At 66.6% G+C, this 19,073-nt stretch carries 25 protein-coding genes; 13 read left to right on the forward strand and 12 right to left on the reverse strand.

Annotated features, from left to right (window positions below; translation table 11 throughout):
- On the reverse strand, window positions 1–112 hold a 112-nt coding region (locus ABZ863_RS30830; protein ID WP_358542935.1), incomplete at its 3' end, for a type I phosphomannose isomerase catalytic subunit.
- Window positions 113–149: 37 nt separating this feature from the next.
- On the reverse strand, window positions 150–1,676 hold the full coding sequence (locus ABZ863_RS30835; protein WP_358542834.1) for a glycosyltransferase family 2 protein: 1,527 nt from the start codon (window positions 1,674–1,676) through the stop codon (window positions 150–152).
- 603 nt (window positions 1,677–2,279) lie between these two features.
- Here ABZ863_RS30835 and ABZ863_RS30840 point away from each other — a divergent pair.
- Both ABZ863_RS30840 and ABZ863_RS30845 read left to right on the forward strand, forming a co-directional pair.
- Window positions 2,280–3,242, forward strand: a complete 963-nt coding sequence (locus ABZ863_RS30840) for a glycoside hydrolase family 5 protein (RefSeq protein ID WP_358542836.1) — start codon at window positions 2,280–2,282, stop codon at window positions 3,240–3,242.
- A 217-nt stretch (window positions 3,243–3,459) separates the two neighbouring features.
- The gene (locus ABZ863_RS30845; RefSeq protein WP_358542838.1) at window positions 3,460–3,894 is read left to right on the forward strand and encodes a hypothetical protein; all 435 of its coding nucleotides are present in this window, start codon (window positions 3,460–3,462) and stop codon (window positions 3,892–3,894) included.
- 43 nt (window positions 3,895–3,937) lie between these two features.
- Here the strand turns inward: ABZ863_RS30845 and ABZ863_RS30850 are convergent, their stop codons facing one another.
- Window positions 3,938–4,336: an MmcQ/YjbR family DNA-binding protein gene (locus tag ABZ863_RS30850; RefSeq protein WP_358542840.1), complete on the reverse strand. Its 399-nt coding sequence runs from the start codon at window positions 4,334–4,336 to the stop codon at window positions 3,938–3,940.
- 356 nt (window positions 4,337–4,692) lie between these two features.
- Between ABZ863_RS30850 and ABZ863_RS30855 the strand changes: the two genes are divergently transcribed.
- Window positions 4,693–4,896, forward strand: a complete 204-nt coding sequence (locus tag ABZ863_RS30855) for a hypothetical protein (protein WP_358542842.1) — start codon at window positions 4,693–4,695, stop codon at window positions 4,894–4,896.
- A gap of 232 nt (window positions 4,897–5,128) precedes the next feature.
- Here the strand turns inward: ABZ863_RS30855 and ABZ863_RS30860 are convergent, their stop codons facing one another.
- Window positions 5,129–5,590: an amidohydrolase family protein gene (locus ABZ863_RS30860; RefSeq protein WP_358542844.1), complete on the reverse strand. Its 462-nt coding sequence runs from the start codon at window positions 5,588–5,590 to the stop codon at window positions 5,129–5,131.
- An 11-nt stretch (window positions 5,591–5,601) separates the two neighbouring features.
- Here ABZ863_RS30860 and ABZ863_RS30865 point away from each other — a divergent pair, with 11 nt between their 5' ends.
- Entirely contained in the window at window positions 5,602–5,766 is a 165-nt protein-coding gene (locus tag ABZ863_RS30865; protein ID WP_358542846.1) for a hypothetical protein, read from the forward strand.
- Here ABZ863_RS30865 and ABZ863_RS30870 read toward each other — a convergent pair whose 3' ends face one another.
- Window positions 5,767–6,414 carry an FMN-binding negative transcriptional regulator gene (locus ABZ863_RS30870; protein ID WP_358542848.1) on the reverse strand — a complete coding sequence of 216 codons (648 nt, stop codon included), beginning with the start codon at window positions 6,412–6,414 and terminating at the stop codon, window positions 5,767–5,769. It abuts the gene before it with no gap.
- A gap of 109 nt (window positions 6,415–6,523) precedes the next feature.
- Here ABZ863_RS30870 and ABZ863_RS30875 point away from each other — a divergent pair, with 109 nt between their 5' ends.
- Together ABZ863_RS30875 and ABZ863_RS30880 are read left to right on the forward strand one after the other, a co-directional pair.
- Window positions 6,524–7,309: a hypothetical protein gene (locus ABZ863_RS30875; protein WP_358542851.1), complete on the forward strand. Its 786-nt coding sequence runs from the start codon at window positions 6,524–6,526 to the stop codon at window positions 7,307–7,309.
- A complete protein-coding gene (locus ABZ863_RS30880; protein ID WP_358542853.1) occupies window positions 7,306–7,527 on the forward strand; it encodes a hypothetical protein in 222 nt (73 codons plus the stop codon). The genes ABZ863_RS30875 and ABZ863_RS30880 overlap by 4 nt, the downstream gene beginning before the upstream one ends.
- Before the next feature lie 52 nt (window positions 7,528–7,579).
- Here ABZ863_RS30880 and ABZ863_RS30885 read toward each other — a convergent pair whose 3' ends face one another.
- Together ABZ863_RS30885 and ABZ863_RS30890 are read right to left on the reverse strand one after the other, a co-directional pair.
- Window positions 7,580–8,182 carry a Chromate resistance protein ChrB gene (locus ABZ863_RS30885; RefSeq protein ID WP_358542856.1) on the reverse strand — a complete coding sequence of 201 codons (603 nt, stop codon included), beginning with the start codon at window positions 8,180–8,182 and terminating at the stop codon, window positions 7,580–7,582.
- Window positions 8,183–8,487: 305 nt separating this feature from the next.
- Window positions 8,488–9,252 (reverse strand): SDR family NAD(P)-dependent oxidoreductase, encoded by a 765-nt coding sequence (locus ABZ863_RS30890; protein ID WP_358542859.1) that lies wholly within the window; start codon window positions 9,250–9,252, stop codon window positions 8,488–8,490.
- Window positions 9,253–9,352: 100 nt separating this feature from the next.
- Here ABZ863_RS30890 and ABZ863_RS30895 point away from each other — a divergent pair, with 100 nt between their 5' ends.
- Complete coding sequence (locus ABZ863_RS30895; RefSeq protein WP_358542861.1) at window positions 9,353–10,198, forward strand: helix-turn-helix transcriptional regulator; 846 nt, start codon at window positions 9,353–9,355, stop codon at window positions 10,196–10,198.
- Between the two features lie 6 nt (window positions 10,199–10,204).
- On the opposite strand, the gene ABZ863_RS30900 is transcribed toward ABZ863_RS30895, so the two are convergent.
- The 4 genes from ABZ863_RS30900 to ABZ863_RS30915 all read right to left on the reverse strand — a co-directional run bounded on the left by ABZ863_RS30900 (window position 10,205) and on the right by ABZ863_RS30915 (window position 13,364).
- A complete protein-coding gene (locus tag ABZ863_RS30900) occupies window positions 10,205–11,272 on the reverse strand; it encodes a lysylphosphatidylglycerol synthase transmembrane domain-containing protein (RefSeq protein ID WP_358542863.1) in 1,068 nt (355 codons plus the stop codon).
- 79 nt (window positions 11,273–11,351) lie between these two features.
- A complete protein-coding gene (locus ABZ863_RS30905) occupies window positions 11,352–12,185 on the reverse strand; it encodes an alpha/beta hydrolase (RefSeq protein WP_358542866.1) in 834 nt (277 codons plus the stop codon).
- A gap of 98 nt (window positions 12,186–12,283) precedes the next feature.
- Complete coding sequence (locus ABZ863_RS30910; RefSeq protein WP_358542869.1) at window positions 12,284–12,631, reverse strand: DoxX family protein; 348 nt, start codon at window positions 12,629–12,631, stop codon at window positions 12,284–12,286.
- A 127-nt stretch (window positions 12,632–12,758) separates the two neighbouring features.
- Window positions 12,759–13,364: a TetR family transcriptional regulator gene (locus tag ABZ863_RS30915; RefSeq protein WP_358542871.1), complete on the reverse strand. Its 606-nt coding sequence runs from the start codon at window positions 13,362–13,364 to the stop codon at window positions 12,759–12,761.
- A gap of 75 nt (window positions 13,365–13,439) precedes the next feature.
- Between ABZ863_RS30915 and ABZ863_RS30920 the strand changes: the two genes are divergently transcribed.
- Window positions 13,440–14,303, forward strand: coding sequence for an SDR family NAD(P)-dependent oxidoreductase (locus ABZ863_RS30920; RefSeq protein ID WP_358542873.1), 864 nt, complete (start codon window positions 13,440–13,442; stop codon window positions 14,301–14,303).
- Window positions 14,304–14,368: 65 nt separating this feature from the next.
- Here ABZ863_RS30920 and ABZ863_RS30925 read toward each other — a convergent pair whose 3' ends face one another.
- Window positions 14,369–14,644, reverse strand: coding sequence for a VOC family protein (locus ABZ863_RS30925; protein ID WP_358542937.1), 276 nt, complete (start codon window positions 14,642–14,644; stop codon window positions 14,369–14,371).
- A 111-nt stretch (window positions 14,645–14,755) separates the two neighbouring features.
- On the opposite strand from ABZ863_RS30925, the gene ABZ863_RS30930 reads away from it, so the two are divergent.
- The 5 genes from ABZ863_RS30930 to ABZ863_RS30950 are packed head-to-tail and all read left to right on the forward strand — an operon-like array spanning window position 14,756 to window position 19,030.
- Window positions 14,756–15,664, forward strand: a complete 909-nt coding sequence (locus ABZ863_RS30930; RefSeq protein ID WP_358542876.1) for a DUF6282 family protein — start codon at window positions 14,756–14,758, stop codon at window positions 15,662–15,664.
- Between the two features lie 9 nt (window positions 15,665–15,673).
- Window positions 15,674–16,603, forward strand: coding sequence for a hypothetical protein (locus ABZ863_RS30935; protein WP_358542879.1), 930 nt, complete (start codon window positions 15,674–15,676; stop codon window positions 16,601–16,603).
- On the forward strand, window positions 16,600–17,379 hold the full coding sequence (locus tag ABZ863_RS30940) for an aldolase/citrate lyase family protein (protein ID WP_358542881.1): 780 nt from the start codon (window positions 16,600–16,602) through the stop codon (window positions 17,377–17,379). Before ABZ863_RS30935 ends, ABZ863_RS30940 begins: the two co-directional genes overlap by 4 nt.
- Window positions 17,376–18,143, forward strand: a complete 768-nt coding sequence (locus ABZ863_RS30945; protein WP_358542883.1) for an ABC transporter ATP-binding protein — start codon at window positions 17,376–17,378, stop codon at window positions 18,141–18,143. Before ABZ863_RS30940 ends, ABZ863_RS30945 begins: the two co-directional genes overlap by 4 nt.
- Window positions 18,143–19,030 (forward strand): ABC transporter permease, encoded by an 888-nt coding sequence (locus tag ABZ863_RS30950; protein WP_358542885.1) that lies wholly within the window; start codon window positions 18,143–18,145, stop codon window positions 19,028–19,030. Before ABZ863_RS30945 ends, ABZ863_RS30950 begins: the two co-directional genes overlap by 1 nt.
- The last annotated feature ends 43 nt before the right edge of the window (window positions 19,031–19,073 follow it).

The following is a 19,073-nucleotide window of genomic DNA, read 5'->3' on the forward strand; positions in this document are numbered from 1 at the left end:
CCCCCGGATGCGCCCCCATCCACAACTCCGCCTCCGGATGCGGCGACGGCACCGGACGACCCAACAACCCCGCAATCGTCGTCCTGGACCCCCACTCGTAGGCCCGGACCATACCAATCAGGTGTTCCACAGTGGACCTCGCTCGCCGGTCAGGCCGCGGCCTGGACGGATGCGGGCGTGGGCTCGGGCTTTCCGAGGACCAGTTGCTCGAGCTCCTGGTCGTGCCCGTGGGGCGTCTTCTCCCACTGTGACCGTGCGGTGAGCAGCCGCCAGAGCCCGCGGTAGGCGGACAGGCTCGTGAACGCCCACCACAGCGGCGTCAGTAGCATCCACTTCGCCAGACCGGCCTCGTCACCGTCGGTTCGCCGCAGTGCGGCCAGGATGTTCTGGGCGAAGAACAACAGGTTGCCGACCACCATCAGCGCGATGCCGACATAGGACACCGCGGGCGGGAACAGGCCGTTGGTGAATTCCGCGCCGGGAACACCGGGCAGGACCTGTGCGAGCAGAAGGTAGATCGTGAGTGTCCACACGAGAGGGTTGAGCGCGAGAGAGATCGGCGTCCCGAGCATGAACGCGTTGAACGCGAGGTAACGCAGCGGGCCCAGCTCGCGCGCCGAGCGGATCGGGTTCCTGGTATGGACCAGACCGGTCACCAGGTAGCCCTGCAGCCAGCGGGTGCGCTGGCGGAGCGCGACGCCGAGGCGGTGCGGGGCCTCCTCGAGCGTTACCGCGGAGAACAGGCCGATCCGGTAGCCGAGCCGGGCGAGCCGGGCCGCGAGGTCGGCGTCTTCAGTGACATTGAAGGGATCCCAGATGTTCGGGATGGTCACCTGCTGTCCGCCGTGGCGGAACTCGAGTTGCCCGTACCGGTCGGCGACCTCCCACAGCGCGGAGGTGAGGAAGTGGTTGCTGGTCCCGCCCAGCGGCGGGATCAGGCCCAGCCGCCGCATGCCGACGAGCATCCACTCGAAGTGCGCGATGTACTCGGCCCAGTAGAAGGCGCTCGGTGGGCCGCTGCGCGGGTTCCAGAACCGCAGGATCGCCTGCATGCACACCACGCGGGGGTCCTTGCTCCGCTCGAGGCGCGCGCTGGCGACCGCTTTGAGCAGGTGGTCGGCCTCGGGGCGGTCCTCCGCATCGAAGATCACGGTGTACTCACCGGTTGCGAAGGTCATGCCGTAGTCGCATGCCTTCGGTTTCGTCTGCGGACCGACGTCCGGGACGATCACCGGGGTGAAGTGTTTCGGCAGGCTCGCACTGCTGACCGCATCGACCATTGCGGTGTCGCGTTCTTCGAGGAGCAGCAGCACCTGCAGCCGTTCCGTCGGGTAGTGCAGCTCGCCCAGTGCCGCGACCAGACGCGGGAAGACCTCGACCTCCTGGTAGAGCGGCACGAGGATCGTGTATGTCGGCAGATCGGGATCGTCGACCGATGGCAGCTGGAGGTTCGGGAGTGTCGACCTCGCGCCTGCGATCCAGGCGGCGAGTTTCAACGCTGAGAACAGCGTGTACCCGGCCACCACGGTGACCAGGAGGAACTGAGCGACTCGGAAACCGTCGGTGAAGGCCCACACCGTGGGTACGACTGCGATGATCACGCCCAGCGTGAGCAGCTGTCCGCGGGTCAGGAACGTCTCGGCGGTAGCTGCTGTGGCGCGTTTGTGACTGGACATCGGGAGACCCCTAGCTTGCTGTCGACTGAGAAGTTGCCGAAGGGACCACGTCGTCCATGGGCCGGCGGAGATGTCGGGTGCGGAACAGGGCTGGGACTAGCCCGGGTGGCGGTTCAGACCAGGTCCGGGCTCCAGGAGAGTCGAGTACTTTCGGGTATCACACGTTCGTGGCGTGTGTGACGAGCATCAACGGGGCAGGCGGCAGAACGCTGGCAATGCGCCAAATTCTTCGGATTCCAGGGAACCCGCAGGTCCCGGGCTCGGGGCATGCGCGCCGGCGACCGTGCGGTACTGGATCACTACGGCGAGCACGCACCGAGACCGCAGCCACCGGACTGGACCCTTTTGCGTAGATGCGGTGCACTGTGGAGGGACACTGTTCGAGGCAGGCTGATCGTTCCGGGGTGAGCGGATGGCAAGAAGAATGGGCTTAGAGGTCGCGCAGATAGGGCGAATGCCTGCTGCGCGGGGCCAGCGCGGCGATCCACTGCGTTGTCCTCAGTCACCATGACTCCGTCATGGCTCCCTCGTCCGCCTTGCGGCTCATCCACGCCGATCCCCGCTCGCAACGACAGCCCCTATCTGCGCAACCTCTTACTCGCGATGGTGGTCACGCTCGCCGCGTTCCTGACGGTCTCCTGTGGAGACTCGGAAACCGAGGGGCTCGCAGTCCGGGACGGACAGCTGGTCGAGGCCAATGGCAGCCCGTTCGTGATCCGCGGGGTCAACCTGGCCTACGCGTGGTACCCCGACTCGATGAATTCCATCGCGCAAGCCAAAGAACTCGGGGCGAACGCGGTGCGGGTGGTGCTCAGTAGCGGCGACCGGTGGACGAGGACCACTGTGGACGAAGTCCGCAGCATCGTGGAGGAGTGCAAGCGTTCCCGTCTCATATGCGTGCTCGAGGTACACGACACGACGGGCTTCGGCGAGGACCCCGAGGCCGTTCCCATGGCCCGTGCCGTCGACTACTGGCTTGACATACGGGAGGCGCTTGAAGGAACAGAAGGTAACGTCATCATCAACATTGCGAACGAACCGTTCGGCAACAACAACTATCTGTTGTGGACCGAACAGACGGCCCAGGCGATCATCCAGCTGAGACTGGCCGGGTTCCAGCACGTTCTGATGGTCGACGCGCCGAACTGGGGGCAGGACTGGACGCTCATCATGCGCGACAACGCGTGGACGGTGTTCAAGAGCGACCCGCATCGCAACATCCTGTTCTCCGTGCACATGTACGAGGTCTTCCGCGACGAGGCGAAGGTCGGCGACTACCTCGACTCGTTTGCCGACAAGGCGTTGCCGATCGTGATCGGCGAGTTCGGCCCCGAGCACAGAAATGGCGATCCCGTCGACGAGGACGCGATCATGATGCACGCGCGGGAGAGGAGAGTCGGCTATTTCGCCTGGTCGTGGAGCGGTAACAACGACGATCTGAAAGCGCTTGATCTGGTCATCGACTTCGACCCGGCCCGGCTGACCTCCTGGGGAACGCGGCTGTTCAACGGTCCCAACGGAATTCGCGAAACCGCCCGCGAGGCCACCATCTACTCGGCGAACTAGTTTCCGTAGCGACCCCGTACCCCCGCCGGTCCGGAAGGCGGCGGACCTGCCCCGTTGTCCGCATCGAGCGAACATCGGCGGTCCGACTCGGCGTTACCGGTCCCGAGGAGGATCGCCAGTGAACCGCCGAACCCCTGCGTGTCAAGACGAACTCGTCCACCGCACCCGTCGGTACGTCGGCACCAGACATCGAGACGTGGTTGATGAGGAGTGGACGATGTTGTTCCGGCTGGCCGCAGTGTTGATCGTCCTCGGTTTCGGGTCGGCGATCCTGCATTTCTCGGGCTTCCAGTTCAGGGCATTGCTGTGGGCGGAGCCGGCGCAGCCGGTACTCGGCCTCGTGCTCGGGGTGGCGGGCACCGCGTTGCTGGTGGTCCGGACCTCAGTAGTGAGGAAGGCGAAGCAGGCATCCGCACAGCAGCAGTCCTGGGGCGCGGCGCCGCAGGGCCCGGTACGGCAGCCGATCCAGCAGCCGATCCAGACTCCGCCGGTCGCGATGGGCAGTGGCGGGCCCGCGCGGCCGGCGGTTCCACCTCAGGGCTGGCCCCAGCGTGGACCGCAGCAGCCGGCCCAGACCACGCCGGTCCACCCGCAGCCCCCGTACGGCCATCCGCAGCAGGGGTACCCGGGGTACGACCAGCGGGGCCGGTGAACGAGCCCAGCTCAGCAAGGAGGGGCGCCGGCGCGCTGCCGAACTACTGGAGCGCCCCTCCGCGTGGTGCCTTTTCCTGGCTCAGCGCGACCCAGTTCAGTTTCTCCTGCTCGCGCCGGGGCAGTCCGGCGACGACCAGGTCGTAGGAATCCTCGACCATCTCGCGCACGAGCTCAGCGGGCAACGACCCGTCGATGACGACGGTGTTCCAGTGCCGCTTGTTGAGGTGGTAACCCGGCGTGATGGCGGCATGGTTCAGCCGCAGCTGCGCCGCGAGATCCGGGTCGCACTTGAGGCTGATCCGCAGCGGCTGGGACTTCAGCGGGGTCAGCGCGAACATCTTCCCGGCGACCTTGAAGACGCTGTTGTCCTCGCCGAACGGGAACTCCTCGCGGGCACCCGGGAAGGAAAGGCACAGCTTTTTCAGTTCGGCAGGCGTCATGGCACCAGGCTAGTGCCCCCGGCGCGGGGCCCACTGTGGGCGCGATCAGCACCCGCGCGTCCGCGAGGTCACCCGTAGAGCATGCGACGCCATGTTCGTCGAGCAATTGCTGCCGGTACGGCGTGTAGGTGGCCCCGAGCAGCCACGCTCCGGAGTCGGCGACGATCTCGAGCCGGTTGCCGTAGTGGGCCCATGCGGCGGCGCTTCCGCCGTGCCTGCGCCCCTGCAGCAGGTGGACCCACTCGTGCTGGATCACGCTCGCCACATCCGCACAGGGCGTCGTCCTGTTGATCTTCGCGAACCCGTGGTCCAGATAGGCCCGGCCCGCGAACTCGTCCATCCCGCCGGTCACGCGGATGAAGTCGCGTGGGTCCTCGCCGAGCTCGGCAATGGTGCGCTCGTACTCGGTCAGCCAGTCACACGGCGGCGTCGCGGCCGCTGTGGTGTCGCCGACCGGAGCCGGCACGATCAGCGCCGGCACCGCGGCGAGCACGCTCACCGCGATGCCGGCGACGAGAAGTCGACGCACCGTGGTCCCCCAGACGATCGCTGTCGCCTAGTACCTCGCTACGTGCCGGCGTGCTGCGACATCCTGACGCGAGGTGTGGCCGGAACGAGTCCAGGTCGTAACACTCACACCGCCAGCGTCTGCGTGAGCAGTGAGCGTCCCGATCTCGGAGAGCATGAACCACCCCAGCCGCTCGTGCTCGTGCTCGGCGATGTTCGATACCGTGCCGCCACCGCCGGACGGCAACCGCGTCGGGCGTAGGTTGCCCAGCGTTGGTCCGGGAGTCAGGAGCAGCAGCCGCCTCCCCACGCCTCGGACCAGTCGATCCCGTGTGTGTCCTGTAGTTCCCAGTAGAACCGCGTGCGCTCGCGTGCGGTTGGCACGACCTCGTCCAGTGTGTACGCATCGTAGAGGCGGCCGTTGACCATCGTCAGCTCCACCGTCTCCGTGTTGGCGATATCGTCCAGCGGGTTGTCGCACAGCACGATCAAGTCGGCCAGTTTGCCCGGCTCGAGCGACCCGATCTGGTGCCCGACGCCGAGGCTTTCCGCCATGTTGAGCGTCGCCGCGCGCAGCACGCGGTGCGGGCTCATGCCTCCCGCCGCGAGCAGGGCCATCTCCCAGTGCATCGCCAGCCCAGGCAGCTCGCCGTGCGAGCCCGCGTTGATGCGCACCCCCGCGTCGTCAAGGTCCTTGACCGACCGGGACACCGCGAGCACGCCAATGTCGTACAGCTCGTCCGCCACGGCCCCGTGCCGTGTATCTGGCGCTGGGCATCCACGGGCAGCTGTTGTTCGTCGACGAGACTGCGGGCGTGGTCATCGCGAAGTTCTCGTCGTGGCCCGGAACGTGGCACGACGACCTGGCGCAGACAACGCTCCGCGCATGCCGGAGGATCGCCGCCACCCTCGCACAGCGTTGACTACAACGGGGTGTCGCGGGGCATCCGGTCCATGAGCTCCACGAGTTGGGGGTGTCGGTGTGGCCCGGATGCGAAGTCGTTCCGGACGTTGTCCGTGACGTGTGCGGGCATGTCCTGGCTGAGCTTGAACATCGCCTGCTGTTTCGTGACTCGCACGCGGAATGCGACGATGCCGGGGAGGATGCGCGCGAAGAACTCCCGGGACTCGGCGGGGTCCCACTGCGTTGGTCGCCGGGATTCGAGGGCTGCCACGGTCGCCTCGACGACCGCCATGCTCTCGTCCGGGTCGTCGATGAGTTCGATGACGCCGGTGAGGTGCACGGCCGCGTAATCCAGCGTCGGCGCCGCCGGGGTGAAGTCATACAGCTGCGGCGAGACGTAGCCATGTACCGACGAGAAGATCAGCAGCACCGGGCTGGGCTGCGTGAGCTGTTGCCAGTGCGGGTTCTTCCGCCCCATATGTCCTAACAGGATAGTTCCGTCGAGTGGTGCGCACGGGTCGATGTCCGTGGGCAGGATCAGCGGCAGATGGGATGCGACAGGTGCTTCGCCCGGCGCTGTGCTGACGAGGACGGCGAACGGGTGCTCCCTGACGAGGTCCACGATCGCCCGCTGGCTTGGTGCGGCGTACCGGGGATAGGTGTGCATGCCGTGACTCCCTGCTTGTCGTGACCGCGCGGTCCGGCGTTGACAATACCCGATAGATGTAACTAGCGTTCGATGTAACAGATGCTTCATAGCGCGAAGGGGAGGCCATGTGACCGCGGCAACGTGGGGTTTGGTCATCGCGACGTTCGTCGCGTGTTTCGTGGAAATGGTGGAGGCCACGACCATCGTCATGGCGATGGGCTTCACCAGGGGCTGGCGCTCGCCGCTGATCGGCACCGCCGTCGCGCTTGGGTTGCTGGCCATCGTCACGGTCGCTGCCGGGTACGCACTCGCGACATGGCTGCCGGAATCGGCGCTCCAGTTGGCGATCGGCGGGCTCCTGCTGATCTTCGGTTTGCAATGGCTGCGCAAGGCGATCCTGAGATCGTCGGGTCGCAAAGCAATCCATGACGAGGAGGAGATCTTCCGCGAGGAGGTCGCCGCGGCGAAGGCGGCGGGCGAACGCGGGCGCGGGCTCGACATGTTTGCCTTCATGGTGTCGTTCAAAGGCGTGTTCCTCGAAGGCATCGAGGTCGTGTTCATCGTGATCACCTTCGGCCTCAACGCGGACAACATTCCCGCCGCGAGCCTCGGCGCCATCGCCGCCGTGATCCTGGTGCTCGCGCTGGCTGTCGTCCTCAAGCGCCCGCTGTCGATGATCAACGAGAATCTGCTGAAGTACTGCGTGGGCCTGCTGCTCGCCGCGTTCGGTACCTATTGGGCGGTCGAGGGCATCGGGGTGTTCCGCCCCGGCGCCGAGAGTCTGGAATGGCCCGGCTCCGATCTGGCGATCCTCGGCCTGCTCGTGGCGTGGTTCCTGCTCAGCAGGGTGTTCATCGCCGCGCTCCGCCCCCGTCGTGTGTCCGGGAAGCCCATGCAGGAGGTTACGTCGTGAAGTTCCTCAGGTCGTTTGGCAAGTTCTGGTATGACTTCATCATCGGTGACGACTGGAAGATCGCCGCGGCGATTGTCCTCGCGCTGGCGGCACTGCTCGTGGCGACCCGGGCGGAGCTGTTCGGCGATGGTGGGCTCGCGCTCTTCGGCGGAGTGCTGATCGTCGTGGCGTTCGCGGTCAGCCTCGCGATCGACGTTCGTCCCGGCAAGAAACGCTGATCCGGGGCCTGGTGCGGAAGACCATGGTATGCCTTCCGTACCTGGCCCGCGTTCAGTCCTTGCCGCTGACGGTCCGCTCGTAGACGTCGGCCTCGAACTGCTCGAGCAGTTGTTCGCAGTCGGCGACCCGCTGCCGGGCCAGGTCCCTGCCAGGCGCCCGCATCCAGTCGCGGGCCTCGACCCGTTCCAGCCAGCGCTTCAGCTTTTCAAGATCCTGCCGGATTTCCTCGGCTTCCTCGTACGTGTAGTTCTCGCGGAAGCGCTCGAATTCGATCTCTTTGACGAACTTCGTGTCGCACTCCTCGATGATCTCCTTGAAGTCCTTTTCGGACTGTCCCCGGAAACCGTCGACGAACTGTTGAGTGGTGTCGGGTTCGACATCCCGCAGCACGAGGAAGATGTGCGAGCCGCCAAGCTCATCGATGCGCCTGCGCACCTTGTCGAGCCCAGCCCGCAGCTCGGCGCGGTCGGGTAGCACGCAGACGGCCTGCTGCACGTACAGCCCGCCGAGGCGTTTCAGTTCGCGCCACACGGCGACCCGCGCCTTCGACGGCTCGCTCGGCACCCTGTAGATCAGCATCAGCCAGGGACCATCGGCTGGGCTGGTGGCCTCCGTGTCGGTAGTGCTGGCCGGGCGACGAGGTGCAGAGGGCATACCGCCAGGTTAGCGCGGATTCTCAGGCAACGGATCCGGCCCCAGTTGATCTCGCATGCCCGTAGCGGAGTCGCCACTCCGCCCACCCTGCGGCAGTGACCACTATCCGAGCGGAACATCCACGGTGGACAGACGACGGTGCTGCGTTGTGCCGGCCCGAAAAGGTGCCGGGCCGAGCCAGATGAGCCAGGCTGACCGACCATATCGGACGGCGCCCAGCAGGAGGGGTTGGTCGAGTACGGCGAGCGGGCCGGGTCACCGTCCGGCCGATCAGTCAGCGCAGATTGACCCGGCAGGCAGTAGCGTCACTTCCCGTGCGGATCGGCGCCGTTCAGCGTCGCCACGACCTGGTCGTAGTCACCGCGGGCTTCGCCGTAGCGCAGGAACTTGACGCGTTCGACCTGGATCTCCTTGGCGTCGGGCTGCGTTTCCAGCAGCGTCATGACCTCGGCGACGAACTCGTCGAGCGGCATGGCGGCGTCGTTGTCCTCGTGCCCGGGCATCAGTGCGGTACGTACGGCCGGCGGCTCGAGCTCCACTACCTTCACCGCCGTGTCTGCAAGCTGCAGCCGCAGCGACTCGCTGAGCATGTGGATGGCGGCCTTGGACGCGTTGTAGCTCGGCGTGACCTTCAGCGGTGTGAACGCGAGCCCGGAGGAAACCGTGACGATGGTGGCGTCGGGCCGGGTCCGCAGGTGCTCCACGAACGCGGCGATCAGGCGGATGGGACCGAGCAGGTTGGTCGTCACGACCGCTTCGGCCGACTCGAGGAACGACTCGGGCCGGTGCCAGTCCTCGACGCGCATGATGCCCGCCATGGGGACGAGCACGTTGAGGTCGGGATGCTTGGCCAGCACCTGCTTGGCGGCCGCCTCGATGCTCGCGGAGTCGGCGGTGTCGATCTGCACGGTGTCGATACCGGGGTGCTCGGCCGCGATCTTGCCGAGCAGCTCGGTGCGCCGTCCGCCGACGATCACGGTGTTGCCCTTGGCCTGCAGCTCCAGCGCGAGCGCCAGGCCGATGCCGCTGGTCGATCCTGGGATGAAGATGGTGTTTCCGGTGATGTTCATGCCACGAGTCTCGCTCCCTGCCAGGAAGCGGGGCAGAGATCGTTCATCGGGGGATCGGCGATCCCTGGTTCGCGCCGGGGACCGGCCGGATACTGGCCGTATGGATCGTGCGGACCTGGCGGCGTTCCTGCGCCGCCGCAGGGAAGAGCTGCGGCCCGAGGATGTCGGGCTCCCGCCGGGGGCCCGCCGGCGGGCGCGGGGGCTCCGGCGCGAGGAGGTCGCGAGCCTCGCCGCGATGTCCACGGACTACTACACGCGGCTGGAGCAGCAGCGCAGTCCCCAGCCCAGCGAGCAGATGCTGGCCGCGCTCGCCCGCTCGTTACGGCTGAGCGACGACGAGCGCGACTACCTGTTCCGGATGGCCGGCCGCAACGCACCGTCGCCCGTGCTCGGCGCAACGCATGTCGCACCTGCCCTGATGCGCGTGCTGAACCGGTTGTCGGACACGCCTGCGCTGATTCTGTCCAACCTCGGCGAGACCCTCGTGCAGAACCGGCTTGCTGAGGCCCTGTACGGCGACAGGTCCGGCTACACCGGCCTCGCCCGCAGCGAGATCTATCGCTGGTTCACCGATCCCGCCGAGCGGCGAATCTACCCGGAGGACGACCGCGACCGGCAGAGCCGTGCGCTCGTCGCGAACCTGCGCGCCGCCCACGGCTCGATGGGTTCACGGTCCCGGGCCGGCGAGCTGGTGCGCGCGCTGCGCCGGGAGAGCACTGAGTTCGCCGAGCTGTGGGAACGGCACGAGGTCGCGAAACGCTTCGCGGACCACAAGATCCTCGTCCATCCCCGGCTCGGCGAGATCGAAGTGGACTGCCAGGCACTGTTCACCGAGGACCAGTCGCAGGCCCTGCTGGTGCTCACGGCCGCGCCGCACACCGAGGCGTTCGAGAAGCTCCAGCTGCTCGGTGTGCTTGGCCACGAGCAGTTCGAGGACGCCCGCTAGCCGGGCTCACGTCCGGCTGAGTTCGGGTACGTGCCGGTGCAGACGGATCGCGCTGGTGCGGATCCACACGGCGTAGACGGCCCAGCCCAGCAGCGACAGGCCGAGCCAACTGATGGCCCGGTACGTCAGCACACTGACCGTCGCGGGCGCCGCGCCGATGCCGGAAGCGAGCAGCACACCGAGCAGGCCGGTCTCGGCGAGGCCGGCGCCGCCAGGGAAGATCTGCAGCGCGATACTGCCTTGTACGACAAGGAATCCCACCGCGAGCACCGGCCACGGCACCGGGGAGCCCACGGCCGCGACGGTGGCGGTCAAGGCCAGGTAGTCCAGAAGCCAGCTGATGACGGCGAGGACGATCAGCAACGCCCACCGCGGACCGTGGGGGCGCAGCAGCGCGATCCTGGTGGACAGGCGCTCTACGGCCTGCTCGGTTCGCTGTCGCCAGGCGTCCCGGCACGGAGGGCAGAAACCGGGTAGCCGACTGCCCAACGTCAGCAGCCCGTGTAGGCCACGCCGCAACACCGCCGGGTGGGTGAGCAACGCCCAGCCGCCGACCGCGACGAGCACCACCAGCACGGCGAGCACCACGGCGGCGCCGTAACCGATGCGGCCTGCCCAGCCCAGCGCGAGGGCGCCGAGTGCCACCAGCGTCAGCGTGTCGATCAACCCGGCGACCAGCACCGACCAGGACGCCAGCGCCGCATCGACCCCACGGCGGCGCAGTTGGTCGATCGCGTAGACCAGCGCGCCGGCGCCGCCGACCACGGGAATCGTGCTGGACACCGCGTTCTCGACCGTGTTGATCCCCTGAACTGTGCGTACCGCCAGGCGCGCACCACCGACGAGGAGCAGCTGCCGGTGCAACTCCCCGTACACGGCCAGCGCCCCGAGGCTGCACACGGCCGCGACCGCCACCCACTCCCAGCGCATGGCGTCCAGCGCCTGCCCGGACTGGGTGACGTCCCCGATGAAACCCGGCACCTTCCAAGCGAGGTAGGCGACCGCGGCACCGACGACCATCCAGTGCGCCGCCTGCCGCCAGTGCCTGCCCAGCGCCTCACGCCAGGCATTCACCGCACACCGACTCGGTCCAGCCGACGAGGAACAACACAATGAACAGGATGCCAGAGATGCTGTGGGTAACCAGCCCGCTTCAGCGGTGGAGGAAGTCGAGCAGCGCGGTGTTGACCTCGTCCGAGTGGGTCCAGGCGATATTGTGCGGCCCGCCCTCGACGGTCACGAACTCGAGGTCCTTGATGAGCCTGGGCAGGCGTGCCGCGGTGGCCTCGTAGGGCAGGATCCGGTCGGCGTTCCCATGGACCAGCAGGACTGGCACGTCGATCTTGGGCAGGTCCGCGCGGAAGTCGGTGAGCCACGTGTCGACGCAGGCGTAGGCGGCGTATGCGGACGCCGCGACCGCGACATTGAAGCTGTTCTGCCACGCCTGGTCGCTGATTCGAGTCCCTGCGTAGGTGTCGACGTTGTAGAAGTTGTCCAGGAAGTCCTTGAAATAGGCGGGACGGTCTTTCACCACCGCCGCCTTGATTTGGTCGAACACCGACCGGTCGACGCCTTCGGGGTTGTCGTCGGTTTTGAGCAGGAATGGCGGAATGGCGCCCAGCAAAACCGCTTTGCGTACCCGATTCGAGCCGTACTTGCCCAGATAACGGGTCACCTCCCCGGTACCCATCGAGAAGCCCACGAGCACGACGTCGTCCAGCTGTAGCTGGTCCAGCAATGTCCTGAGGTCGGCGGTGAAGGTGTCGTAGTCGTAACCGACGGTGGGCTGGCTGGACTTGCCGAATCCGCGGCGGTCGTAGGTGATGACCCGATAACCGGCTTGCAGCAGCACCCGCTCCTGTTTCTCCCACGATTGTCCGTTGAGGGGGTAGCCGTGAATCAGGACGACGGGCGCTCCGCTGCCGTGGTCCTCGTAGTAGATCTCGATGTTCTCCGAGTTCTGGTGGCCAACAGTAATCATCGACATGATGACTCCTCTCGGTGAAAGGGAAAGCGGCGCCGAGAGTGACAGGTACTGGGGCAGGAACTTCCACGATAACGCGCAGCAGTCGGGGGTGCAGGCACTCAGCCGGCGAACCCGAGCGCCAGCGAAGCGGCGGCCGGTGCGAGGTACAGCAGTGGAAACGGGATGTGCGTGTACCGGTGTGCCCGGGCGACCGTGATGGCGGCTCCGGCGAAGTAGAGCACGAGACCGATGCCGGCGATGACACCGAGTGCTGGCACGAGAAATCCGGCCAGCAGGCCGGCGGCTCCGGCGGCTTTGGCGGTGCCGAGCCAGGGCCACCAAGAGCGGGGGACACCGTATTCGGTCAGCGGTCGCACAACCCAGGGAGCGTGGAAGAAGGCGGAGCCGGCTGAGAAGCCGGCCATGGCCGCGGCCACGACGGTGATGACGATGTAGGTGGTCGACATGAGATGGGTGCTCCTCGCCAGGTGCCGACCGGTTGTTCCGGTCGGGATTTCGAGTTCGTCACCGCCCTGACCCGGCGGGGCGCGCAGGTGTGACAGGTGGCCTCGAAACCGCAGGCGGCCGTCGCCCTCACCCCAGGTCGGACGGTGCTCCCATGGCTCGGTCCAGGATCTTGGCGAGCGCTTGCGACTGAGCGGTCGAGGTCCACGCGGTGAGAGCTGCCTCGACGCACCCCAGGGCGGCGGCAATCAGAGCGTTGGCACGCGGATCGGAATCGTCGGCTGGATCGGCGCCGAGGCGACGTGCGATCTCGGGCCGGAGCAGTTCGTGCCAACGAGCGTTCTTTTCCCGATGCCGAGCGGCCAATGATGGTGTGTTCACGATCAGGCGAGTGAGACGTCGGGTGCGCTCATCGTGGGCTTCGTACTGCTCGATCAGCGGATCGAGCGCGCGCCGCATGGCGATCCATGGCGCTTCGCCGGGTGGTCGAGCGGTGAGCGCGTCACGTAGGTGCTCACCAGCGTCGGCCGAGGTGCCGAAGAGTGCATCTTCCTTGGAGGGGAAGTACCGGAAGAACGTGCTCCGGGAGATCTCGGCGGCCGTGCAGATGTCATCCACCGTCGTCTCCTCATAGCCGCGCTCGAGGACCAGGTCCTGTACAGCCGCAGCCACCTCGGCACGCATGGCCTGACGCGCTCGCGCGCGTACACCGCGCGCAGCCTGGTTCGGACCCATAGCAACATGGTACTACAAGCCAATGGTGGTACTGTGTCTCACAAATGTGATCGAGTCCCTCGGGAGAAGAGAGCGATGAGCGATAACAAGGTGGTCGTCATCACGGGCGCGAGCGACGGTATCGGGGCGGCCGCCGCGCGGCGGCTGCACGCGGACGGGCATGCCGTCGTCGTCGTGGGTCGTTCGGTCGAGAAGACCCGGGCTGTTGCCGCGGAACTCAAAGTCGATAGCTATGTCGCGGACTTCACCCGCCTCGACGAGGTCGAGCACCTCGCCAGTCAGCTCCGTGCCGCGTACCCGCGGATCGACGTGCTCGCCAACAACGCCGGTGGAGTATTCGGCGCGCAGACGAAGACCGTGGACGGCTTCGAGAAGACCTTCCAGATCAACCATCTCGCGCCGTTCCTGCTCACGCGGCGACTCCTGGACACGCTCATCGCGTCGCGGGCGTCGGTCCTGCAGACCTCCAGCACGGTGAGGTTTGCGAAGAAGATCGACCTGGACGACCTCGATCACGATCGCAACTACGACCCGGTGCGCGCATACGGTGCGGCGAAGCTGGAGAACATCCTGTTCACGACGGAACTCCATCGCCGGTACCACGCCAGTGGCCTCTCGGCGGCCTCCTTCTATCCGGGCAACGTCGTGACGAACTTCGCCTCCGACACCACCAGCCCGGTCATGCGTCTCGTCCGCTTCCTCGCCACCAAACCCCTGATACCGCGCCTCTTGCGGCTGTCCACGCCCGACCAGGGGGCGGACCAGATCGTGTGGCTCGCTGAAGGCGCCCCCGGAACGGACTGGCAGTCAGGGGCCTACCACTACAAGCGCAGGGCAAGTACGCCGCGAAACCCGCAGGCGGTCGACGCTGATCTGGCTCGTGGACTGTGGGAGCGCTCCGAAGAACTGCTCGCGCGACGACTGTCTGATTCGGCGTAACGGTGATCAGTCCGGCCGCGTCCGTCCGGGTTTGCAGGGTGGCGACGAAGCGTGACCGATGAGCATCAGAGTGGGTCGAGGCGGGCCTTGGGCAGGCAGAACTCATTGCCTTCGGGGTCGGTCAGGACATGCCACTGCTCCTGCCCTGTCTGACCGATGTCGGCTGGGCGCGCACCAAACTTCAGAAGGCGTTCGAGCTCGGCGTCCTGATCGCGGTCGGCGGCGTTGACGTCGATGTGCAGCCGGGCAAGGCCGTTGGCCATGCAGTACGGAAGCTGACTTCGAGACACGACCCAGGTCCTCGGCCGCGTCTGGGCACGATTCGGGCAGACGATCATCATCGCAGGTCCGGGCAACTGATGTTCATATTGACAAGTCGTGATGTGAACAGCGATGCTGTAATGCGCACAGATCAGTTGTGATCACCGGCCCGTGAGACAGAGAGGTCCGCCGTGACGACCAGGCCGCCCGTTGCAGAAGTGCTCCACGGAGCAGTCGATCTGCATTGCCATTCGGGGCCGAATCCCTTCGCCCGCGAGTTCGACCACGTCGAGGCGGCGCGCGATGCCGAACGACTGGGTATGCGCGGGATCCTCGTGAAGTCCCACCACCACAACACCGTGATGGACCTGTTGGCGATGAAGCGCGAGCTCGCGGACATCAGCACCCCGGTGTTCGGTGGTGTGGCGCTGAACGCGCAGGTCGGCGGTATCAATCCGTACGCCGTCGCGATGAGCCTGCGGATGGGTGGCCGCGCGGTGTGGTTCCCCACGTTCTCCAGCCGGTGTCACTGCGAGAACGACCACCACGGCTTCCCGGAGTCCGAGGTCGAGATCCCGAACCGGATCATCGACGTGACCGGCCCGGATGGTCAGCTGGTCGACGAGGTCTACGACGTCATCGATCTCATCGTCGAAAGCGACGCGTTGCTGTCGGCCGGTCACGTTTCGCCGCCGGAAGCGCGGGCGATCTTCACGGCCGGACGTGATCGGGGTGTCCGTCGGATGATCATCAGTCATCCGAACTTCGTCATCGACGCCGAGCCGGACGACTGCCTCGAGTTCACCGAGCTCGGCGCGTTCATCGAGCACGAGGTCGGTATGTACGACCCGCAGGGCTACCGCAAGTGGGATCCGTCGTTGCTGCTGGAGTGGATCCGCACGATCGGACCGGACAACACGGTGCTGTCATCCGACCTCGGCCAGCGTGGCCGTCCCATGCCGGTGGATGCCTTCCTCCGAGTCGGCGAGGAACTGCTGAGTCGGGGCCTCAGTGTCGAGGAACTCCGCCAGGTCGCCTGCCGCAATGCCGCCTTCCTGCTCGGCCTGGACGCCGAGCGGCCGGACCCGGTGGCGGGGTGAGCACCGGTTATGCCTTATGCACCGGACGACCCTCGTTCCCAGCTCGCAGGCCCGGCCGTTGCGCGCCGCCCGGCCGGGGAACCGTTGCCCCTGCAGAGTTTCGACTTCACCCGCCTCGAACCCGATGTGGTCACCGCGGGCGGCAGCCGGTCCTGGATCGTGCGCGCGATGAACGTGGTCTTCCTGCTCACCGAGCTCGCCCCCGCGGATGTTTTGGGCCGTGACGACGTCGACGAGACGCTCACGGTGGTACTGGCGACGGAGGGTTCGGTGTCGTTCGATGCCGGCGGTTCCGTGGCGAGCGTGCAGCGGCGGGCGGTCGCCATGCTGCCACCCGGTCAGAGCACGATCAGCGCCGACGGTCCGGCCCGTCTGCTCCGGCTCTTCGCAACGACGGCACGTGACCTCGTGGAGCAGAGCCGCAACGCCGACGTCTATCGCGAGCAGCCGGACACCATCGCCCTCACGCCACCGTGGCCGGAACCGGTGGGCGGATCCAGGCTCCGGGTCTACGACGAGGTTGACGGCATCGCGCCGTCGCCGCAGCGGATGGGGCGCATCTTCCGCAACCGGCATGCCATGGTCAACCTGTTGTATCCGCGCGTGGGTCCGCGGGATCCGGGCACGCTGTCGCCGCATTTCCACGACGACTTCGAGCAGCTCAGCTACGTCGACGAGGGCACGTACACCCACCACGTCCGCACGCAGTGGGGGACCGACCGCCGGATGTGGCGGGCGGACGAGCACGTGACCATCGGCGGGCCGTCGTTGGCGATCATCCCGCCGCCGCTGGTGCACACCAGCGAGGCGATCGGTGCCGGCGAGAACCGGATGGTGGATATCTTCGCCGGGCCCCGTGCCGACTTCTCCGGGCGCCCCGGATGGGTGCTCAACGCGGCGGACTATCCCGCGCCCGCCGGGATCGGTACTGCGTCATGAACGCCTTGCATCGGTGTCCTGATCAGACAGACGGCCCTGCGTGGGGTGCCTGGATCAAGCTGTCGTCGGTCGAGAGCACCGAGATCATGGCGCAGGCGGGATTCGACTTCTGCGTGGTCGACCTCGAGCACACCCTGATGGACCTGAGCGCGGTGCTGACTCACCTCGCAGTGGGCCAGGCACTGGGGATGCGCATGCTCGTGCGGATCCCGGATCTGACGCCGTCGCTGATCCAGCGGCTGCTTGACGCGGGTGCCGACGGCATTGTGGCGCCGCATGTCGACAACGCCGAGATCGCTGCCCGGTTCGTCCAGTACACCCGGTTTCCGCCACGCGGCGCGCGCGGATCGGGCGGCACGTCAAGGGCAGGCGGCTGGGGCCGCACACCGCGGCCCGACTACCTCGCGCGAACCGGGCTCGCCATCGGGCAGATCGAGAGCGTCGCCGCCGTCGCGGATGTGGAAAGCATCGCCAGGGTCGACGGCCTCGGTGCCCTGATGCTGGGGCCTGCGGACCTGAGCCTTGACGCCGCGGGCCACGCGGACCCCGCCATGTTCTCCTCGACCGTGCGTGCGGCAGCGCGTGCTGCCGGTCTCCTCGTCGGCACTGCCGTGGGTGCCAGCGCGCTGCCTCGCGTGCATGACGAGCAGTACGACTTCATCGTCTGTGGCAACGATGTGACGACGTTGGCCACCGGCGCCAGCCAGCTGATCGAGACGGTCCGGGACCTGATGTCGCGGGCGGCGATCATCGAGCACGAGGAGCACCTCACATGACCACGACAGTGATGCGGTTCGAGCACGTCGTGAAGCAGTACGGCGGGGGAACACTGGCGGTCGACGACTTCGATTTCTCCGTTCGTGACGGCGAGTTCGTCTCGATCGTCGGCCCGAGCGGCTGCGGGAAGAGCACGCTCCTCAAGCTCATCATGGGCCTGGAGCCACTGAGCGGCGGCTCGATCGAGTACAGCGCGGCAGCCAGGTCGATCTCGGCGATGACGGGAATGGTCTTCCAGCAGCCGCTGTTGCTGCCCTGGCACACGGTGCTCGACAACGTGCTCGTCCCGTCGGCTTTGCAGAGCCGCAGCCGGCGCAAGGCCGATCGTGGTCGTGCACTGCAACTGATCGGGATGCTGGGACTGACCGATTTCGTCGACAGTCATCCCTACCAGCTGTCCGGCGGAATGCAGCAGCGGGTGGGGATCGCCAGGGCGCTGTTGCACGACCCGCGCATCCTGTTGATGGACGAGCCTTTCGGCGCACTCGACGCGATGACCCGCGATCAGCTCACAATGGACTTGCTGAAGATCTGGGAACAGGACCGCAAAACGGTCCTTTTCATTACCCACAGCATCTCCGAGTCCGTGTTGCTGTCGGACCGGGTCGTCGTCATGACGCCGCGCCCCGGCCGGATCGCCGACGTGATCGACATCGATCTCCCGCGGCCACGCACCCTCGGGACGATCAACACCCCGGAGTTCGGCGACTATGCCCGCCGGATCCGCCGGGTTCTCGACGGAACGGAAGCGGTGAGCTCCTGATGAGCATCCACGAACTCCCCACCACGCAGAATCCCGTGCCAGCAGCGGGAAAGACGCGTCAGCTGACCGTGCGCCGCGAGGCGAAGCCGAGCCGACGGCGTCGGCGTCTTTCCGATCTTCCCGGCTGGCTGCTGGCATCTTCGGCCGTCGTGGTGCTCGTGCTGGCATGGGAAGGCATCGTGCGCGCCTTTTCGATATCCGAGATCCTGCTGCCCGCGCCGACCCGCATTGTTCGTGCCCTCGTCGACGGGTTCACTACCGGAACATTCGGCTCCAACACCTTGGTGACACTGCAGGAAATCATCTACGGGTTCGGGATCGCGGTCGTCGTCGGCATGCTCATCGCCATCTGGATCAGTTCGTCCCGGCTGGCCGAGAAGACGCTACTGCCGATCGTCGTCGTCCTGCAGACCGTCCCCAAAGTGGCGCTTGCGCCGTTGTTCCTGGTGTGGTTCGGCTTCGGAATGGAGTCGAAGGTGCTCGCGACGGCGCTCATCGCGTTCTTCCCGATCCTGGTCAACGCGACGCTGGGCTTCAACTCGGCCAGTGTCGATCAGATCAACATGATGAAGTCCTTTGGTGCCACCAGGTTGCAGGTGCTGACCCGGTTGCGGTTTCCCAACGCGGTGCCGAGCATCATGGCCGGTCTCGACGTTGCCGTGGTGCTGTCGGTGATCGGTGCGGTGGTGGCCGAGTTCGTCGGCTCGCAGGCAGGACTCGGTTACCTGATCCTGTCGAGCAACACCTCGCTCGATGTCGCGACCATGTTCGCCGTTCTGGTGGTGCTCTCCGTGATCGGACTGGTGCTGCACTACGCCGTGGTGCTGATCGGTCGCCGGCTCGCGTTCTGGTCCGAGGAAAACCGCAGCCGCAACGTGACTCCCTGATTCTTCCCTGCCACACAAGGCCCCGAACGAAAGAAGAACGACA

It is taken from the genome of Saccharomonospora sp. NPDC046836 (genome assembly GCF_040645195.1).
GTDB lineage: Bacteria > Actinomycetota > Actinomycetes > Mycobacteriales > Pseudonocardiaceae > Prauserella_A.

Coding starts and splice junctions, on each gene's coding strand:
- ABZ863_RS30835 (WP_358542834.1), bottom strand. CDS start 1,676: ATGTCCAGTCACAAACGCGCCACAGCAGCTACCGCCGAGACGTTCCTG.
- ABZ863_RS30840 (WP_358542836.1), top strand. CDS start 2,280: ATGGTGGTCACGCTCGCCGCGTTCCTGACGGTCTCCTGTGGAGACTCG.
- ABZ863_RS30845 (WP_358542838.1), top strand. CDS start 3,460: ATGTTGTTCCGGCTGGCCGCAGTGTTGATCGTCCTCGGTTTCGGGTCG.
- ABZ863_RS30850 (WP_358542840.1), bottom strand. CDS start 4,336: ATGACGCCTGCCGAACTGAAAAAGCTGTGCCTTTCCTTCCCGGGTGCC.
- ABZ863_RS30855 (WP_358542842.1), top strand. CDS start 4,693: ATGAAGTCGCGTGGGTCCTCGCCGAGCTCGGCAATGGTGCGCTCGTAC.
- ABZ863_RS30870 (WP_358542848.1), bottom strand. CDS start 6,414: ATGCACACCTATCCCCGGTACGCCGCACCAAGCCAGCGGGCGATCGTG.
- ABZ863_RS30885 (WP_358542856.1), bottom strand. CDS start 8,182: ATGCCCTCTGCACCTCGTCGCCCGGCCAGCACTACCGACACGGAGGCC.
- ABZ863_RS30890 (WP_358542859.1), bottom strand. CDS start 9,252: ATGAACATCACCGGAAACACCATCTTCATCCCAGGATCGACCAGCGGC.
- ABZ863_RS30895 (WP_358542861.1), top strand. CDS start 9,353: ATGGATCGTGCGGACCTGGCGGCGTTCCTGCGCCGCCGCAGGGAAGAG.
- ABZ863_RS30905 (WP_358542866.1), bottom strand. CDS start 12,185: ATGTCGATGATTACTGTTGGCCACCAGAACTCGGAGAACATCGAGATC.
- ABZ863_RS30910 (WP_358542869.1), bottom strand. CDS start 12,631: ATGTCGACCACCTACATCGTCATCACCGTCGTGGCCGCGGCCATGGCC.
- ABZ863_RS30915 (WP_358542871.1), bottom strand. CDS start 13,364: ATGGGTCCGAACCAGGCTGCGCGCGGTGTACGCGCGCGAGCGCGTCAG.
- ABZ863_RS30920 (WP_358542873.1), top strand. CDS start 13,440: ATGAGCGATAACAAGGTGGTCGTCATCACGGGCGCGAGCGACGGTATC.
- ABZ863_RS30925 (WP_358542937.1), bottom strand. CDS start 14,644: ATGATGATCGTCTGCCCGAATCGTGCCCAGACGCGGCCGAGGACCTGG.
- ABZ863_RS30935 (WP_358542879.1), top strand. CDS start 15,674: ATGCCTTATGCACCGGACGACCCTCGTTCCCAGCTCGCAGGCCCGGCC.
- ABZ863_RS30940 (WP_358542881.1), top strand. CDS start 16,600: ATGAACGCCTTGCATCGGTGTCCTGATCAGACAGACGGCCCTGCGTGG.
- ABZ863_RS30945 (WP_358542883.1), top strand. CDS start 17,376: ATGACCACGACAGTGATGCGGTTCGAGCACGTCGTGAAGCAGTACGGC.
- ABZ863_RS30950 (WP_358542885.1), top strand. CDS start 18,143: ATGAGCATCCACGAACTCCCCACCACGCAGAATCCCGTGCCAGCAGCG.